Origin of the sequence: Pseudoduganella sp. R-32, assembly GCF_049913245.1 — a bacterium.
Taxonomy (GTDB): domain Bacteria; phylum Pseudomonadota; class Gammaproteobacteria; order Burkholderiales; family Burkholderiaceae_D; genus Rugamonas.
In genome coordinates, this window is record NZ_CP183987.1 from 3249231 (window position 1) to 3264724 (window position 15494).

Annotated in this window: 16 protein-coding genes and 3 tRNA genes; 13 read left to right on the top strand and 6 right to left on the bottom strand. The window is 63.2% G+C overall.

Annotated features, from left to right (window positions below; translation table 11 throughout):
* Window positions 1-6 precede the first annotated feature (6 nt).
* From ACN9MU_RS14935 to ACN9MU_RS14960, 6 genes are all read left to right on the top strand, one after another.
* Window positions 7-501 carry an Lrp/AsnC ligand binding domain-containing protein gene (locus tag ACN9MU_RS14935; RefSeq protein ID WP_055926035.1) on the top strand — a complete coding sequence of 165 codons (495 nt, stop codon included), beginning with the start codon at window positions 7-9 and terminating at the stop codon, window positions 499-501.
* 38 nt (window positions 502-539) lie between these two features.
* Complete coding sequence (locus ACN9MU_RS14940; protein ID WP_426171745.1) at window positions 540-710, top strand: hypothetical protein; 171 nt, start codon at window positions 540-542, stop codon at window positions 708-710.
* A gap of 54 nt (window positions 711-764) precedes the next feature.
* Window positions 765-2339, top strand: coding sequence for a hypothetical protein (locus ACN9MU_RS14945; protein ID WP_426171747.1), 1575 nt, complete (start codon window positions 765-767; stop codon window positions 2337-2339).
* A 111-nt stretch (window positions 2340-2450) separates the two neighbouring features.
* Window positions 2451-2903, top strand: coding sequence for a hypothetical protein (locus ACN9MU_RS14950; protein WP_426171749.1), 453 nt, complete (start codon window positions 2451-2453; stop codon window positions 2901-2903).
* 54 nt (window positions 2904-2957) lie between these two features.
* A complete protein-coding gene (locus tag ACN9MU_RS14955; RefSeq protein ID WP_426337557.1) occupies window positions 2958-4256 on the top strand; it encodes an NAD(P)/FAD-dependent oxidoreductase in 1299 nt (432 codons plus the stop codon).
* Window positions 4253-4660, top strand: coding sequence for a hypothetical protein (locus tag ACN9MU_RS14960; RefSeq protein WP_426171751.1), 408 nt, complete (start codon window positions 4253-4255; stop codon window positions 4658-4660). Before ACN9MU_RS14955 ends, ACN9MU_RS14960 begins: the two co-directional genes overlap by 4 nt.
* 3 nt (window positions 4661-4663) lie before the next feature.
* Here the strand turns inward: ACN9MU_RS14960 and ACN9MU_RS14965 are convergent, their stop codons facing one another.
* Window positions 4664-5347, bottom strand: coding sequence for a sensor histidine kinase (locus tag ACN9MU_RS14965; protein WP_426344805.1), 684 nt, complete (start codon window positions 5345-5347; stop codon window positions 4664-4666).
* 115 nt (window positions 5348-5462) lie between these two features.
* On the opposite strand from ACN9MU_RS14965, the gene ACN9MU_RS14970 reads away from it, so the two are divergent.
* The gene (locus tag ACN9MU_RS14970; RefSeq protein ID WP_426344806.1) at window positions 5463-5957 is read left to right on the top strand and encodes a hemerythrin domain-containing protein; all 495 of its coding nucleotides are present in this window, start codon (window positions 5463-5465) and stop codon (window positions 5955-5957) included.
* On the opposite strand, the gene ACN9MU_RS14975 is transcribed toward ACN9MU_RS14970, so the two are convergent.
* Window positions 5958-7589, bottom strand: a complete 1632-nt coding sequence (locus ACN9MU_RS14975; protein WP_426323323.1) for a response regulator — start codon at window positions 7587-7589, stop codon at window positions 5958-5960.
* Window positions 7590-7712: 123 nt separating this feature from the next.
* Between ACN9MU_RS14975 and ACN9MU_RS14980 the strand changes: the two genes are divergently transcribed.
* Window positions 7713-8129 (top strand): hypothetical protein, encoded by a 417-nt coding sequence (locus tag ACN9MU_RS14980; RefSeq protein WP_426171757.1) that lies wholly within the window; start codon window positions 7713-7715, stop codon window positions 8127-8129.
* Window positions 8130-8176: 47 nt separating this feature from the next.
* Here ACN9MU_RS14980 and ACN9MU_RS14985 read toward each other — a convergent pair whose 3' ends face one another.
* The 3 genes from ACN9MU_RS14985 to ACN9MU_RS14995 form a co-directional block, all read right to left on the bottom strand.
* Complete coding sequence (locus ACN9MU_RS14985) at window positions 8177-9160, bottom strand: diguanylate cyclase domain-containing protein (RefSeq protein WP_426171758.1); 984 nt, start codon at window positions 9158-9160, stop codon at window positions 8177-8179.
* Between the two features lie 126 nt (window positions 9161-9286).
* Window positions 9287-12031 (bottom strand): ATP-binding protein, encoded by a 2745-nt coding sequence (locus ACN9MU_RS14990; RefSeq protein ID WP_426344807.1) that lies wholly within the window; start codon window positions 12029-12031, stop codon window positions 9287-9289.
* A 47-nt stretch (window positions 12032-12078) separates the two neighbouring features.
* Window positions 12079-12867, bottom strand: a complete 789-nt coding sequence (locus tag ACN9MU_RS14995; RefSeq protein ID WP_426171762.1) for a response regulator — start codon at window positions 12865-12867, stop codon at window positions 12079-12081.
* A gap of 408 nt (window positions 12868-13275) precedes the next feature.
* On the opposite strand from ACN9MU_RS14995, the gene ACN9MU_RS15000 reads away from it, so the two are divergent.
* The 5 genes from ACN9MU_RS15000 (at window position 13276) to ACN9MU_RS15020 (ending at window position 15291) form a co-directional block, all read left to right on the top strand.
* Window positions 13276-13352, top strand: a tRNA-Arg gene (locus ACN9MU_RS15000).
* A 95-nt stretch (window positions 13353-13447) separates the two neighbouring features.
* Window positions 13448-13524, top strand: a tRNA-Arg gene (locus ACN9MU_RS15005).
* Between the two features lie 55 nt (window positions 13525-13579).
* A tRNA-Arg gene (locus ACN9MU_RS15010) sits at window positions 13580-13656 on the top strand.
* 71 nt (window positions 13657-13727) lie between these two features.
* Window positions 13728-14204 carry a DUF3016 domain-containing protein gene (locus ACN9MU_RS15015; RefSeq protein ID WP_426337559.1) on the top strand — a complete coding sequence of 159 codons (477 nt, stop codon included), beginning with the start codon at window positions 13728-13730 and terminating at the stop codon, window positions 14202-14204.
* A gap of 190 nt (window positions 14205-14394) precedes the next feature.
* The gene (locus ACN9MU_RS15020) at window positions 14395-15291 is read left to right on the top strand and encodes a LysR family transcriptional regulator (protein WP_426171768.1); all 897 of its coding nucleotides are present in this window, start codon (window positions 14395-14397) and stop codon (window positions 15289-15291) included.
* A gap of 3 nt (window positions 15292-15294) precedes the next feature.
* Here the strand turns inward: ACN9MU_RS15020 and ACN9MU_RS15025 are convergent, their stop codons facing one another.
* Entirely contained in the window at window positions 15295-15474 is a 180-nt protein-coding gene (locus tag ACN9MU_RS15025; protein WP_426171769.1) for a hypothetical protein, read from the bottom strand.
* Window positions 15475-15494: the final 20 nt, after the last annotated feature.

Genomic DNA, 15494 nt, shown 5'->3' on the forward strand with positions numbered 1-15494 from the left:
AAAATCATGCGAATTCAGAAAGAATCGGCCCGGGGGCTGGACAAGATTGACCGCAAAATACTGCGCATCCTGCAGGAGGATGCGCGTATTGCCATGAAGGACTTGAGCGAGCAGGTCGGGCTGTCGATCACGCCGACCATCGAGCGGGTTAAGCGCATGGAGCGCGACGGGGTGATTGCCGGCTATCACGCGCGGCTCAATCCGCGTGCGCTGGGCGCCAGCTTGCTGGTGTTTGTGGAGATCACGCTGAACCAGAAATCGGCCAGCCATTTCGAGCAGTTCCGCCGCGAGGTGCTGCGGATTCCGGAAGTGCAGGAGTGCCACCTGGTGTCGGGCGATTTCGATTACCTGATCAAGGCGCGCATCCATGAGATGGCAGAGTACCGCAAGCTGCTCGGCGACATGCTGTTGAACCTTCCGGGCGCGGCGCAATCGAAGTCCTATGTCGTCATGGAAGAAATCAAGGAAACCTTGATTTTGCCCACGGAGCCCGCTCCATAGCCGCGGGACAATGACGCTTTCTGACCAAGGAGCGTAACATGTCCTCAAACAAACCCGATCCGGTGGCGCATATGTCCGATCTGGTGGAACTGAAGCAGGAACTGCTGCTGGCGATGGAGCGGCAGAAGTCCGAAATCCTGCATTGGATGGTGATACAGACTGCAGCTAATGCGGCGCTGACTGCTGCAATCGTGAAACTGTTTGGGTGATGAGCTCACTTGGTCTAGAATGCCATTAGCCTGGACTGAGCGAACGGAGTATTTGTGCAAAGCACTTATGGAGCCGCGAGCGTCACCACACCAGCCGCCCCCGCGCCGGCTGCACCCGAGCACGCTGTGCTGTTGCGTGGCCTCGACGAACATCTTTCTTCCGACCAGAGCTTCACTTCCAACCTGGCCCGCACCGTCGGCGCCATCGCCGGCACCGAAGGCGCGCTGACCCTGGCTCAATTTGCCGCCGTGACCGACCTGGCCGGCGATGGCCGCGCTTCCGCCGTCTTCACCGCCATCATGCTGAACGCGATCGAATGCGGCATTGGCGTGGACTGGGCTTTGCAGGCCCTGGCCCGTTCCAGCCCGACCGTCGCGGAACAGGCGCGCCACAAGGCCTTTAACCTGATGAAGCCGTTGTTGGCGCTGCAAGGCACCGCCGCCCGGCCGCTGGCGCAAAAGGTCGCCAAGGCCCTGCACATCAAGCTGGCGCCGGAACAGTTGTTTGGCCTGCCGCCGGAAGAAGAGCGCCGCTTGCTCAGCAACCTGGGCAACCAGGCGCGCAAGCTCGTCAAGGGCCGCGGCCTGGCCGATGCCGTGGCCGACTTCGGCCGTGCGATGGGGCACGCCGAATTGCTGAACCATGCCCGCGGCTACAACGGGGGCTTGATGAGCCAGGAAGAGCTGCATACCGCCGTCGAGCGTGCGGTGACCACCATCTGCCAGGGGATCGAGAGTTACCGTGAGCACGAGAGTTCCCCGCTGGCCTGCGAGGCCAGTGCGGCCGGCTTGCTGGCCACCGCACAGCAATTGCGCCAGCAGGTGCAGCAGCGGCTGGCCCTGGTCGATGCGCGCATCGCCTACGAGCGCCGCATGCTGAACCAGGATATCGACGACGTCGTGCATGACGCCGGCAACGCGATCGAACTGGCGCTGGCCTGCCATCCGGAAGCCAATGAACGCGCCAGCGGCGAGCAATTCGGCAAGGAAATGGAATCGCGCCTCGACCGCGTGGTGCGGCGCAAGGAAGAAGTGCTGGACTTGCTGCAGCACGACCTGTCGCTGTTCCAGTCCGACATCCGCCTGACCCAGAGCACCGTCTTTGAGCGCCAGCACCACGCCACCCTGGCGCGGCTGATGCCGCGCATGCGCGTCGGCACCCGCCTGGCGCAGTCGGTCGACACGGCAGCCAATTTCACCCTGATGGGCAGCGCCGTGGCGGCCGCCGGTACCGGTACCGCGGCTTACCTGTTCGGCGTGGCCGTGGTGCTGCCGGTAGTGGCGCCGGCAGCGCCTTTCGTTGGCGGCGCCGTGCTGCTGGCCGGCGCCTTCAAGTGGTTCGCCGATGCCGGCCGCCGCAAGCGCTCCGAAATCCAGGATCGCCGCCGCGCCTTCGAGGAAGAGCTGCGCAAGCGCTTGCAGGAAGTACAGGCCGCTTTCGGCCGCCAGCTGGACCGGATCGCTTCCAGCTTCCACGAATCGGCCACCCAGCTGCTGACGCCGCTGATGCTCGAGGCCGAAGCTGCCGGCCGCGTGCAGGCAGTCCGCAAACGTATTGCCGATAAGGTCATTTCACAGGCCCAGGGCGCAATCTCGCGCTTGCGCTCCGCCATGGCGGCCCACGCCTGAAGTGTTGCGCGAAGGCAATGTATGTGCGTTACCGTACGAAAGTCACTGTCTTGCTTTGGTACAATAACCTGCGGACAACGCACTTTTTCAACTACTTATATAATCACGACCATGAAGACCCAGCTCTTAGCCGCCGCCATGCTGGCGCTCAGCACTTCTGCTTTCGCCACCGATGTTGGCGTTTCTGTCACCGTCGGCCAGCCAGGCTTCTACGGCCGCATCGACCTTGGCAATATGGCGCCGCCACCGGTGCTGTACCCGCAGCCAGTGATCATCCAGCGCCCGGCACGCGTCATCGCCGAGCCGCTCTACCTGCGCGTCCCGCCAGGCCATGCGAAAGATTGGGCAAAACATTGCGGCAAATACAATGCTTGCGGCCGCAATGTCTACTTCGTACGCGACGAGTGGTACACCAACGAATATGCACCGCGCTATCGCGATGACCACCGTGGCGGCGGCCGCGACTATGACCGCGATGATCGCGGCGATCGCGACGACGATCGCGGCCATGGGCACGGTCACGGCAATGGCCATGGCCATGGCAAAGGCCACGGCAAGCATTAATCCGGTAGCGTAACCGGGCCTGGCCCGCTCGCTACCGACATTTGGGAGAACTGTTTGCAGAGCAAATATGTGATCGTAGGTGGAGGGGCGGGCGGCCTGGAGCTGGCCTGCAAACTGGGCCGCAAGCTGGGCCCGCAACAGGTGATGCTGGTCGATAGCCGGCTTTACCACATCTGGAAGCCTTCGCTGCACGAGGTGGCGGCCGGTACCCTGGATATCCACCAGGAAGGCCTGTCCTACCAGATGCTGGCGCACGACAACGGCTTCACCTATGTCTATGGCGCCATGACGGCGCTGGACAGCAAGAGCAGGCACATCACCGTGGCGGCCATTACCAGCGAGGGCGGCGAGTCTGTCCTGCCGGAGCGCAGCATCGGCTACGAGTCGCTGACGATAGCCGTCGGCAGTACCTCCAACTATTTCGGCGTGCCTGGCGCGGCCGAAAACACCATTTCCCTTAACGCGACCGAAGATGCGGAACGCTTCCGCCTGACCCTGCTCAAGCTGCTGACGCGCGCCGCGCTGCAGAAAGGTGCGCAGCAGGGCGCTTCCGGCGTCGACGTCGTGATCATCGGCGGTGGTGCGACCGGCGTCGAGCTGGCGGCCGAATTGCGCGAAGCCAGCGGCGTCTACACCTCGTATGGCTTTGGCCACCTCGACCCGGTTCGCGACGTGCGCATCACCTTGCTGGAAGGCGCGCCGCGCATCCTGGCGCCCCTGCCTGAACGCGTGTCGAACGCTGCGCTGAAGCTGCTCAACGAACGCGGCATCAAGGTCGTCACCGATTGCCGCGTGACCGCGATTGCCGAAGACCATGTGTCGGTCGGCGAGCAGAGCTATCCATCGGATATCGTGGTGTGGGCGGCCGGCATCAAGGCGCCGGCCTTCCTGGCCTCGCTTGGCTTGCCGACTGCCAAGGGCGGCCAGATCGAAGTGACCGGCGAGCTGCAGGTCAAGGGCGTGCCCGGCGTGTATGCATTGGGCGATTGCGCGCAGTGCATCGGCGCCGATGGCAAGCCCGTGCCGCCGCGGGCCCAGGCTGCGCACCAGCAGGCGGACTACCTGCTGCAGACCTTCCTGCGCCAGGCAAAAGGCAAGGCGCCGCAAGGCAAGCCTTACGCCTACCGTGACTATGGTTCGCTGGTGTCGTTCGGCCAGTCGACCTCGGTCGGCAGCCTGATGGGATCGCTGCGCGGCTTCAGCTGGTTCGTCGAGGGCTTCTTCGCGCGCATGATGTACGTCAGCCTGCACCTCTTGCATCACCAGGCCGTGCTCGGGACCATCCGTACCGGCGTGCTGGCCGTGGCGCGTTTCCTCGTCAAACGGGCCACGCCGCTGGTCAAGCTGCATTGAGGGCGCTGCTCGCTGGCGCTGCCGCTGCGGCGTTGCTGGGCGGATGCTACAACCGCGCTAGCGAACTTGCCGAACTGACGCGCCACCATGCGACGGTGGCGGGCCGCGTGGCTGTCCTTGAATGCCATAACGATGGCCGGTGGTGGTATGACTTCGCGCTGGAAGGCAAGCGCCGCCGTGGCGCGGTGCACGAGCCGGGCGGCTGCAGCCAGCGCAAGCTGGGCGACACCATCACCGTGTACTACAACCCTGCGGCGCCGGACGTGCACCGCGCCGTCGCACCTGCGACGGCGTATCGGCAGGAACACGGCTTCCATGTGCCGGTCTGGCTCTGGTTTGGAATCGGCGCCCTGGCGCTGCCGCTCTCGGCCTGGATGGCGCTCAAGCGCGGCAGCAAGCGCTGATGCTCAGCTGGTGGGCGGCTTGGGCAGGGTGACGGTCAGCATGGCGCCCTGGTTGCCGTTGGCGGCCAGCAACAGCGAGCCGCCCAGGAAGATGGCGCGCTCGCGTATCATGCGCAAGCCGTGGTGTTCCTGCCAGTCGCCGTCCGCGACCGTGGGCGGCCGCAGGCCGATGCCGTCGTCCTTCACCACCAGGGCAATGCTGTCCTCCATATCGTCGACAATCACGTCGACCTTGCTGGCGCGTGCGTGGGTGGCCACGTTGCGCAAGCCTTCTTCCGCAGCGCGCAGCAGCACCACGCGGTGAGCGCGCGGACAGGCCGGTTCGTCGTCCGGCAGGCTGCAGTGGGCCTTCACCAGGTGTTCGGCGCCGAACTGGGCGACCAGCTCGCCCAGCGCCACCCGCAAGCCGAGAAATTCCAGCTTGTCGTTCCACAACTTGTGCTGCATGCCGCGGTTGGCTTCGATGATGTTGTGCAGCAGGTTCTTCATCTGGGCAGCGCGGTCGAGCAGGGCTGGCTCTTGCGGCAGCTTGGCCGTCAACAGGCCGAGATGCATGGTCAGGGCCGTCAGCGAAGAACCGAGGCTGTCGTGCATCTGGCGCGACAGGGCGCGCCGCTCTTCGTCCCAGCAATTGTTGACGTAACCCAGCAGCTCCCGCAGTTCGGCGGCGTCCGTGTTAGCAGACATATGTTTGGTGGTTCATGTTTATTGCCTTGATCATACATGAGGATGGTCGTGGGGTGGCGCACATACAGCTAGCAGTGCGCCTGTCAATCTGGCAGCTCACCAGAGGAGATGAAAAATGAAAGACGCCATTGCTTTGTTGAAACAGGACCATGCCAACGTCAAAGCCATGTTCAAGGAGTTCGAGGGGCTGGGCGAACGTGCCTTCACCAGCAAAAAAAAGCTGGCCGACAAGATCTGCCTGGAACTGACCAGGCACGCCACGGCGGAAGAGGAGCTCTTTTATCCGGCTGTACGCGCGGCCTCGAAGGAGGCCGAGGACCTGGTCGACGAGGCGACAGTCGAACATTCCAGCGCCAAGGACCTGATCGCGCAGATCGGCGAAATGGACCCGCATGACGAGCTGTTCGACGCCAAGGTCAAGGTGCTGGGCGAATACATCAACCACCACGTCAAGGAAGAAGAGGGTGAGATGTTCCCGCTGGCGAAGAAGGCCGGCCTTGACCTGCAAGCCCTGGCGCGCGAGATCGAAGCGCGCAAGGAGGAAATCGAGTTCGTGCCGCCGCGCATGCCGCCAGCGCGCGGCAGCCAGGCCGGACGCGTGCGTGCCTGATCAGGAGCGCATGGTGGCCGGTGCACGTGCCAGGCATTGGTCGATGGCGCGCAAGAGCTGCTCGACGTCGACCGGCTTTACCAGGTGCATGTCGAAGCCGGCATCCATCACGCGGCGCTGGTCGTCCGCCAGGCCGTAGCCGGTCAGGGCGATCAGCCGGATGTGGTGGGTTTCCGGGTTGGCGCGCATGCGGCGCGCCACTTCATAGCCATCGATGCCGGGCAGGCCGATGTCGACCAGGGCGATGTCGGGCCGATCCGCCGCTGCCTTGGCCAGGCCCTGGAAGCCGTCGGCCGCATGCTGCACCGGATAGCCGTAGCAGCCCAGCATCATGGCCATCATTTCGCGGCCGTCGTCGTTATCCTCGACCAGCAGCACGGCTGGTTTCGGCTGTTCGCTTGTGTCCATGGGGATTGCCTTTGGTTCAGTCACATGCTCGATGCAGGGCAAGTGCAGGGTGAAGGTGCTGCCTTCGCCCGGGCCGTCGCTTTCAGCATACACATTGCCGCCATGTAGTTCCACCAGCCGCCGCACCAGCGACAGCCCGATGCCGAGGCCGCCTTGCGCACGGTCCAGCGTGCTGGCCCCTTGCACGAAGACGTCAAACACCTGGGGCAGCAGTTCGGCCGAAATCCCGACGCCGCTGTCGTGCACGCTGATCGTCACCTCGCCATCGTCCACGTCGCTAAGCAGTTCAATGCGCCCGCCGGGCGGCGTGTATTTCAGCGCGTTGTCCAGCAGGTTGCTGATGACTTGTTCAAGGCGCGTCGCGTCGCCATTGACCCAGCAGGGCGCGATGTCGACGGCCACGTGATAGTCATCAAGCCGGCCGGTGGCGCGAAAGGTTTCCAGCGTGGTCCTGAGCAGGGCCGACAGATCGAGCGGCAGGCGATTGAGCAGGATCTTGCCCGACATGGCACGACTGAGGTCAAGCAAGTCGTCCACGATACGGCCCAGGTGCCGGCTCTGGCGCTGGATGATTTTTTTCGCGTGGCTCACGCTGTCCGCGTTCACGCCCGGCAAGCCGATCAGCGAAGCGGCGCTGCTGATGGCCGACAGGGGGTTGCGCAACTCATGGCCCAGCATGGCGAGGAATTCGTCCTTGGCGTGGCTGGCGCGCTCGGCGGTCTTGCGTTCCTCGATCTCGCGCAGCAGGCGCTGGTTGCTGGCGATCAGGTCGGTGGTGCGCTGGCTTAGCTGGCGCGCCTGGCGCCGCAGCTCTTCGTTCTTGGTGGCGAGCGAGACGAACACGCTGATCTTGGCATACAGGACTTGCGGGATCACCGGCGTGAACAGGAAATCGACCGCGCCTTTCTGGTAGGCCTTCAGGCGGTCCAGTTCATCGGCCACGAAGGCAGTGATGAAGATGATGGGAATGTCCGATGAACGCGGGCGCTGGTGGATCGCTTCCGCCGTTTCAAAGCCGTCCATGCCCGGCATGTTCACATCAAGCAGGATCACCGCGAAGTCGTGCGTGAGCACTTCGCGCAAGGCTTCCTCGCCAGAGCGTGCGGCGACGACTTCGTAGCTCTCTTGCGCTGCCCACTGCTCAAGCAGGTTTGTCAGCGCGAAGAGACTGTTGGCGTCGTCATTGACGACGAGGATCTTGGGCTTGTCCACCAGTCTGATCATAGCCGTGCCCCTTTACTGTGTCAAAAGAACACATGCCAATCGAACACGTCCTGTGTACGCACGCGCACAGTCAGGCGGCAGCCCTGCTGCCATAGTGAAAACTCGTCCAATGGAGGAGTGACCATGAATATCGACACCATCGTTGACAAAGAGTATGTGGACAAGAGTTTCCGTGAATTGGCCGATGCTCCCGTGAGCGCCTTGCGCGGCCTGAGCCCGAAAGATGCCAAGGCACTGCATGCCGCGTTCGGCGTGAGCACCGTACGCGAATTTGCGCAGCTCAATTTCGTGCGCTGGGCATGTGCCATTTCAATCCTGGCCGACGAAGAACAACTGGCGCCTGCCGAAAAGGCCAAGGAAGAATTGCTGGACGATGCAGTCGAAATGACTTTCCCGGCCAGCGATCCGATCTCGGTCGATGCCGGCATCACGCGCATTGAAGTGGCGCCGGAGAAAGTCGACGCACAGCAAGACCACCAGCACGCCGGCAAGGTTGAGGAGTCGACAGAGATTGGCCGCGAGGCGGAAACCACGTCGTGACGGCCTGGCGGCCTGGCCTTGCAGGCCGCCCGCATCGGCTGCCGGCATCACGCAGCCGTGACCTGCGCCTGCGCCTGCGCCTGCGGCGAAAGCGCCGCGTCGGTGTGCGCGGCCGCGCAATAGCGGTTCTTGCCGGTGCGCTTGGCTTCGTACAGCGCGGCATCGGCCACATGCATCAGGTTGTCGACCGTGCTGGCATCGTCAGGGTAGAGCGCGATGCCGAGGCTGGTCGATAGCTGCAGCGTCAGGCCATTCACCATATAAGGCTGGGCCACCACCTCGATCAGCTTGCTGGCCGGCTCTTGCGCATCGGCCAGGGTGCCGACATCGCCCAGCACGATCACGAATTCATCACCGCCGATGCGCGCCACCGTATCTTCCTTGCGCGCGGAGTTGACCAGGCGCTGCGCTACCTGTTTGAGGATTTCATCGCCATAGGCGTGGCCATGGGTATCGTTGACGGCCTTGAAGCCGTCGAGGTCGAGGTACATGACCGCGGCGCGGCGTTGCTGGCGCGCGGCGTGTTGCAGGGCGGTAGCAATGCGGTCTTCCAGCAAGCGGCGATTGGGCAGGCCGGTCAGCGGGTCGTGCAGCGCCAGTTCCTGCTGTTGCTTGCTGTAGGAGGCGAGCTCCTTGTACAGCAGGCGCACTTCCAGCATGTTGTGGATGCGCTTGTGCACTTCGAGCAGGTCAAAGGGCTTGCTGATGAAGTCGCGGGCGCCGGCCTCCAGCGCCGCGATCTTGAAGCTGGGCTGGGCCGTCAGGGCCAGCACCGGGAGGTAGCCCTCCTGCTCGATTTCCTTCAGGCCTTTCATGACCTGGAAACCATTCAGTTCCGGCATTTGCAGGTCAAGCAAGATCAGATCGTAACGATGCTGGCGGTGCAGGGGGCAAACCTGCTCCGGCAACATGGTGGCCGTCACATTGGTGTAACCGGCATCGCGCAGGATCTCCAACATCAGGTCGATGTTGTCGGCGCAATCGTCAACTACCAAGATCTTGGCATTCAGGATCTCATCAGGGCTTGGCATGGCGGTCTCGGGAACTGGACTCTCAGTGTATCTTGCGACAGTTTGCCGCGGCGCACGTGTCATTAACCAGTCTAGCAAAGATTTCGCCAGTTTCTTGTAGGACATTTTCCCGTGCTCGGGTAGTCCTCAACCACTCTTGCTGGCATGGCAGACGCGCTCAATAGTGGCTACCAGTTCAGAAGGTTCTATGGGTTTGGGCACATGGTCGAGGAAGCCTGATTCGAGCGCAGTGAGGCGGTCTTCCGGCCGGGCGAAGGCGGTGAGGGCGATGGCGGGCAGGGCGCCGCCGCGGGCGGGGCCGAGCGCGCGAATGCGTGACAACAATTCAAATCCGTCCACATCGGGCATGCCGATGTCGCTGACCAGCAAGTCATAGCGGCTGGCGCGGGCCAGGGCAACGGCTTCGGCGGCATTGGCCGCTGGCTGCACTTCGCAGTTGCAATCGCGCAATATTCGGCTGATCAACTCGCGCGCATCGGCTTCGTCGTCAACCAGCAACACTTTCAGGCCGCCCAGGTCGCGCAAGCCCAGGTCGGGCAAGGGCACGCTCTCGCTGCGCGCCGGGCTGTGCATGCGCGCGGCGCGGATCTCGCCGCTGGCCAGCGGCAGCCGCACGCTGAAGCTGGAGCCCATGCCTTCGCCTTCGCTGGCTGCCGAGACCGTGCCGCCGTGCTGTTCCACCAGGTGCTTGACGATGGACAGGCCCAGCCCGAGCCCGCCGTGCCGCCGCGTGGTCGAGGCGTCGGCCTGGCGGAAACGCTCGAAGACATAGGGCAGGAATTCGTGGCGGATGCCCAGGCCGTTGTCGGTGACCGTGATGTCGACGTGGCCTTCATGCGCCCAGATCGAAGCACGCACCGTGCCGCCGCGCGGCGTGAACTTGAGCGCGTTGGTGAGCAGGTTCCATACCACCTGCTGCAGGCGGTTGGCGTCGCCCGCCACATGGCCGGTCGGGGAGAAGTCGCGTTCCAGGCGGATGCCCTTGGCTTCGGCGGCCGGGCGCACCGCTTCCAGCGCGGCATCGACCACCACGGAAGGCAGCAGCAGCTTCATGTCCAGCAGGACTTTGCCGGAAGTGATGCGGCCCATGTCCAGCAAGTCCTCGATCAGCTGCGCCTGGGCGCGTGCGTTGCGCTCGATGGTTTCCAGGCCGCGCAACTGTTCTTCGGGCGTGCGGTTGCCGCGCCGCAGAACCTGCGCCCAGCCGAGGATGGCGGTCAGCGGCGTGCGCAGTTCGTGCGACAGCGTGGCCAGGAATTCGTCCTTCATCTGGCTGCTGCGCTCGGCTTCGGCGCGCGCGTTGCGTTCGCGGTCCAGCAGCACCTTGCGTTCTTCGGCGGCGCGCTGGGCGGCGTCGACCATGCGCGCATTGTCGATCGCGATGCCGGCCTGCGCGGCCACGCCGCTGACGATGCGCTCGGTGCGCTCGTTGAACATATTCGGTTCGGGATGGCCGAAAAACAGCGTGCCGACCACTTCGCCGGCGCGGGCCAGCACCGGCACGGCCAGGCCGCTGCGCACTTGCGGATGCGGCAGTCCCTGGAAGTCGTCCGGCGGAGCGCCCGACAGCGTGTGCATGGCCTGCTTGGCGTCGTCGCCATCGGCGCCATGGTAGAAGAAGGCGCCAAAGCGCGCGCCGGAAATGCTGGTGGCGGCATCGGTGACATCCTGCAGCAGCGAATGCAGGTCGCGGTTCTGCACCAGGGCGGTGCCGGTGCTGTTCAGCAGCTCCAGGATATTGGTTTCATCGCGCAGCTGCTCCTGCACCCGCTTGACCTGGTCGACGTCGGTGCTGGTGCCGAACCAGCGCAGGATGCGGCCGCTGGCGTCGCGCATGGGGTTGGCGCGCGTCAGGAACCAGCGGTACTGGCCATCGCGCGCGCGGATCGGGAATTCCATTTCGAAAGGGCGGCCGGTTTCCACCGAGAGGCGCCAGTGCGCCAGCATGGCGGGGATGGCTTCCGGCGCATACACCTGGCGCCAGCCATCGCCCAGCATGTGCTGGTCGTCCGTGCCGGTGTATTCCTGCCAGCGCTCGTTGTACCACATCATGGCGCCATCGCTGCTGGCGATCCAGGCCAGTTGCGGAATGCTGTTGGCCAGCGCTCGCAATTCCTCTTCGCTGTTGCGCAGGGCGTCTTCGGTGGACTTGCGCGCCGTGATGTCCTGCATCATGCCGATCACGCCGCGCAGCTGGCCATCTTCGCTGAAATCGCCATGGCCGATCACGGACAGCCAGCAGGTCGCGCCATCGCGGTGGCGGATGCGGCATTCGACATTGAAATCGCGCCGCGCCTGGACGGCATCGGTGAAGGCCTGTTCGACCACCTCGAAATCCTGCGCTGCAATGCGGTCGCGCAGCACCGGCCAGGTAATCGGGATCTCGGCTGGCAGCTCGAAGATTTCCGCCGCGCGGCGGCCCAGGCGCACCAGGTTGGTGGCGGCATTCCATTCCCAGTCGCCGAGGCGGCCGGCGGCCAGCGCCACTTGCAGGCGGTTGGTGCTTTCGCGCAGGCCGCGTTCGTGCAGCTTGCGCTGGTGGATGTCGAGCAGCAGGCAGGTCATGCCCAGCGGCGATGGCCAGGCGCGTACTTCCAGCCAGCGCTGGCTGGGCTGGTAAAGCAGTTCGCAGGTGGCGGGCAAGCCCTGTTCGAGGGTGCGGCGCAGCGGCGCCTCCAGCGCGCCGCCAGCCAGGGCAGGAAAGGCGCGCCACAAAAGCTGGCCGCGCGGATCGTGCAGCACGGGAACCTGCGGCTGCAGCATGTCGGCCGCTTTCGGGTTCAGGTATTGGACGGTCCAGTCCCTGGCAATGACGGCAAAGCCGTCACCCATGCTATCCAGTACGTTGTGCGTGCGGGGATCGGGACTCATAACGTTCGATTGTAGCCTTGACAAGCAACTTGCCGACGCACTATTGCTTAGTGCAAACCTTGCAATACCTGCTGGAGCTGCTCGATGTCATACGGCTTTTGCATCGATACGGCGGGGAAGTCAAGGTGGCTGGTCAAAGACTGGCTGTAGCCGGACGCAAAGATGATGCGCAGGCGTGGCTGGCGCTTGAGGGCGGTGCGGCCCAGTTCGACGCCGCTCATGCCGGGCAGGCTGACGTCGCTGAACAGTACGTCATACTCCCGCTCGGCCAGCAGTTCGAGCGCGGCTTCGCCGTTGGCTGCTGCGCTGACCTCATGGCCGAAGGCGCGCAGCATTTCGCACACGAGGTATTGGGCGTCCTGGTTATCTTCCACCACCAGGATGCGCAAGTGGCCGTCATTGGCAGCGGCGGCGGGCAAGGGCGCAGCGCTGGCCGGGGCCAGCGTGCACAAAATGCCGACAACCGCGCCATCGGCTTCGCGCACGGGGGTGTAATGCAGGTCGAAGCTTGCTTCGGCCATGCGGCCGTCGCGCCACAGCTTGAGCGGCTGGCGCGGAAAGACCAGGCTTTGCCCGGCCCAGGCTTGTTCGATCGCCGGCGGGTTCCAGCTCCAGGCCGAAGGTGGCACGGCAGGGACGGTGCCGCCGGGCGGCACTGCGCTGGCGGTGCCGACATTGCTGGCGTAGGCCTGGTTGTAGAGCATGACTTGCCGGCGGCTCCACATCAGCAGCATCGGCAGCGGCGTATTGAGCATGATGTCCAGCACCAGGCGCAAGGCCTGGGGCCAGGTCTCCTGCGGGCCGAGGTCGGCGCGCGACCAGTCCTGGGTTGCCATGCTTTCACCTGCGATTTGCGCCATGTTGTATCAGTGCCGGGATGTCAATATGGGCAATGCTACACCAAGGACGACAAAAAAAAAGGCCCGCTATCTGCGGGCCCGAATTCTATTTTCTTGGAGGAGAATAGAGGAGACAGGTGAATGATGCTGCATCGCGGAATAAAGATCCAATTTCGATTCATGATGAGAGAAATAAGTTTCATGAATGAAGTAATAATGTCTGGAAGGCAATAAAAGAAAATGTTTCGCGAGACTGGACAAGCTCGAAACACCCACATATAATGCTGCCTCCTTGCACAGGATACTGCGCAGGAAAGAGCCGGAAACGCTGGTTTCGCCTTGGAAAGTTGAGTAGAACGTAAGCTTTCCAAAACGAAATTCATGCGATATAATCCTGCTTCTTAAGCGGCTGTAGCTCAGCTGGATAGAGTACTTGGCTACGAACCAAGGGGTCGTGGGTTCGATTCCTGCCAGCCGCGCCAGAATTTGTTGTAGAAGTTTGTGCCCTTTGCTGTCGAGCGAAGGGAGTAGCAGGAAGTTGGTAGTATGCATAACTGACTGTTATAATTTAGTTTTTGCGGCTGTAGCTCAGCTGGATAGAGTACTTGGCTACGAACCAAGGGGTCGTGGGTTCGATTCCTGCCAGCCGCGCCAGATTTTGTAAGTGTTGTACCCGCCGCTGTCGAGTGGCGAGGAAAAAGCAGTTTTTGCGGCTGTAGCTCAGCTGGATAGAGTACTTGGCTACGAACCAAGGGGTCGTGGGTTCGATTCCTGCCAGCCGCGCCAAATTGAAAGGGTCCATACCGGGAGGTGTGGACCCTTTTTCCTTTTTGCCGTTTGCGGCATATACTTCAGGCATGAACCAGCTCACCCATGCCACCGGCGCCGCCGTCCTGCTGCTCGCTTCGGCCAGCGCCTTTGCCGCCGCCACCGTCAGTTTTGTCGATATCGGCAAGATGACCGACGTGCCGCACGACTTCCAGAAGCGCGAAGACATGCAGTTCCTGTTCCGCGAACACCTCGCGCAGCTGTCGGAAAAACTGCCGGCAGGGCAGGTGCTGAAAGTCGATTTTCTCGACATCGACCTGGCCGGCGATGAATTTCCCCGCGTCGCCGTGCGCGACATCCGGGTACTGAAAGGCCAGGCCGACTGGCCGCGCATGCACCTGCGCTACAGCATCGAGCAGGATGGCAAGGTCATCAGCAGTGGCGAAAGCAAGCTGTCCGACCCCGGCTACCTGATGGGCACAAACAGCTACGACCGCGACCTGTACGGCCACGAAAAGCAAATGCTCGACGATTGGTTCCGCAAGGAAGTCCTCAAGCAGCGCTGACCCGCGTCATGTCCGTGCCCTGAAAACCAGGCCGGCCAGCAGCTTGCACAGTTCATCAAAAAGGTTGGGTTCCTTGTTGTTCATTTGCGTTTCCTTTCTACTAAAGGTCTAAGTAAGCGCATTGTGAACTGTTTCATTGTTGGGATAAATGCTTATAATTGAATTGAGTATCCCAAAAATGGAGCAATGAATGGATAGGCTGCACCATATGCGCCTTTTTGTCGAGGTCGCCAAGCGCAAGAGTTTCCGCGCCGCGGCCGAGGCGCTGGACATGTCGAATTCCACCCTGTCGCGCAATATCGCGGAACTGGAAAAGTCCATCGGGCTGCGCCTGCTGCACCGCTCGACGCGCAAGGTGGAACTGACCGAGGCCGGCGAAGCCTATTTCAAGCGCTGCCAGGGCATCGTGGAAGAAGCCATGAGCGCCCACGAGGCGCTGCTGGACTGGTCGGAAAAGCCCGCCGGCATCCTGCGCGTGACCATGACTTCCAGTTTCGGCGTCGGCTACCTGGCGCCGGTGCTGACGGAATTCGCCGACATGTACCCCGACATCAAGATGGAGTTCGATATCTCGTCGCGCACCGTGGACCTGCAGTCGGAACCTTTTGACGTGGCGATCCGCATGGGCCAGCCGCCGACCGCGCCTTCGACGCTGGTGGTGCGGCGCATTGCGATGATGCCGCGCTACCTGTACGCTTCACCGGTCTACCTGGCCAGGATGCCGCCGCTGGAACACGCCTGCGACCTGGTGCAGCACACCATGTGCGGCCGCTCCTTCTCCAGCCGGCTGCCCGATATCTGGCGCAAGCTGTATCGCGGCGAGGAAGTGGTGGAGGTGATGGCACACTCGCGCTACGCCACCAATAGCGCGGCGCTCAGCATGTCGTTTGCGGCCAATGGCCTGTGCATTTCGGCGCTGGACCCGCTGCTGGCGAAGCAGGAAGTGCAGGCCGGCCGCCTGCAGCGCGTGCTGCCGGACTGGCATATGGAGCCGATCATGGTGCATGCGTTGACAGAAACGCGCCACCTGCCGGCGCGCACGCGGCTGTTCATCGACTTCCTGCGCCAGCGCCTGGGGGCGGGTTAGCATTCAGCCGCCGCCGATCCCTTCGATAATGCGTCCGCTGCCGCCGCAGTTGGGGCATTGCTTGCCGTCCGGCGTCTTGCCGGAGCCGCTGCAGACGGGGCAGATGCCTTCACCGCTGCCGGGTGTTCCCGGCGCCGCTTCGTCGCCGGGATTGAGGGGCTGCTGGGTGGCTGCTTGGTTCATGGCTGCGATCCTCCTCGCTG

Bases quoted from the DNA above. Each gene is read 5' to 3' on its own strand.
- ACN9MU_RS14935 (WP_055926035.1), top strand. From the start codon at position 7: ATGCGAATTCAGAAAGAATCGGCCCGGGGGCTGGACAAGATTGACCGC.
- ACN9MU_RS14940 (WP_426171745.1), top strand. From the start codon at position 540: ATGTCCTCAAACAAACCCGATCCGGTGGCGCATATGTCCGATCTGGTG.
- ACN9MU_RS14950 (WP_426171749.1), top strand. From the start codon at position 2,451: ATGAAGACCCAGCTCTTAGCCGCCGCCATGCTGGCGCTCAGCACTTCT.
- ACN9MU_RS14965 (WP_426344805.1), bottom strand. From the start codon at position 5,347: ATGTCTGCTAACACGGACGCCGCCGAACTGCGGGAGCTGCTGGGTTAC.
- ACN9MU_RS14970 (WP_426344806.1), top strand. From the start codon at position 5,463: ATGAAAGACGCCATTGCTTTGTTGAAACAGGACCATGCCAACGTCAAA.
- ACN9MU_RS14975 (WP_426323323.1), bottom strand. From the start codon at position 7,589: ATGATCAGACTGGTGGACAAGCCCAAGATCCTCGTCGTCAATGACGAC.
- ACN9MU_RS14980 (WP_426171757.1), top strand. From the start codon at position 7,713: ATGAATATCGACACCATCGTTGACAAAGAGTATGTGGACAAGAGTTTC.
- ACN9MU_RS14985 (WP_426171758.1), bottom strand. From the start codon at position 9,160: ATGCCAAGCCCTGATGAGATCCTGAATGCCAAGATCTTGGTAGTTGAC.
- ACN9MU_RS14990 (WP_426344807.1), bottom strand. From the start codon at position 12,031: ATGAGTCCCGATCCCCGCACGCACAACGTACTGGATAGCATGGGTGAC.
- ACN9MU_RS14995 (WP_426171762.1), bottom strand. From the start codon at position 12,867: ATGGCAACCCAGGACTGGTCGCGCGCCGACCTCGGCCCGCAGGAGACC.
- ACN9MU_RS15015 (WP_426337559.1), top strand. From the start codon at position 13,728: ATGAACCAGCTCACCCATGCCACCGGCGCCGCCGTCCTGCTGCTCGCT.
- ACN9MU_RS15020 (WP_426171768.1), top strand. From the start codon at position 14,395: ATGGATAGGCTGCACCATATGCGCCTTTTTGTCGAGGTCGCCAAGCGC.
- ACN9MU_RS15025 (WP_426171769.1), bottom strand. From the start codon at position 15,474: ATGAACCAAGCAGCCACCCAGCAGCCCCTCAATCCCGGCGACGAAGCG.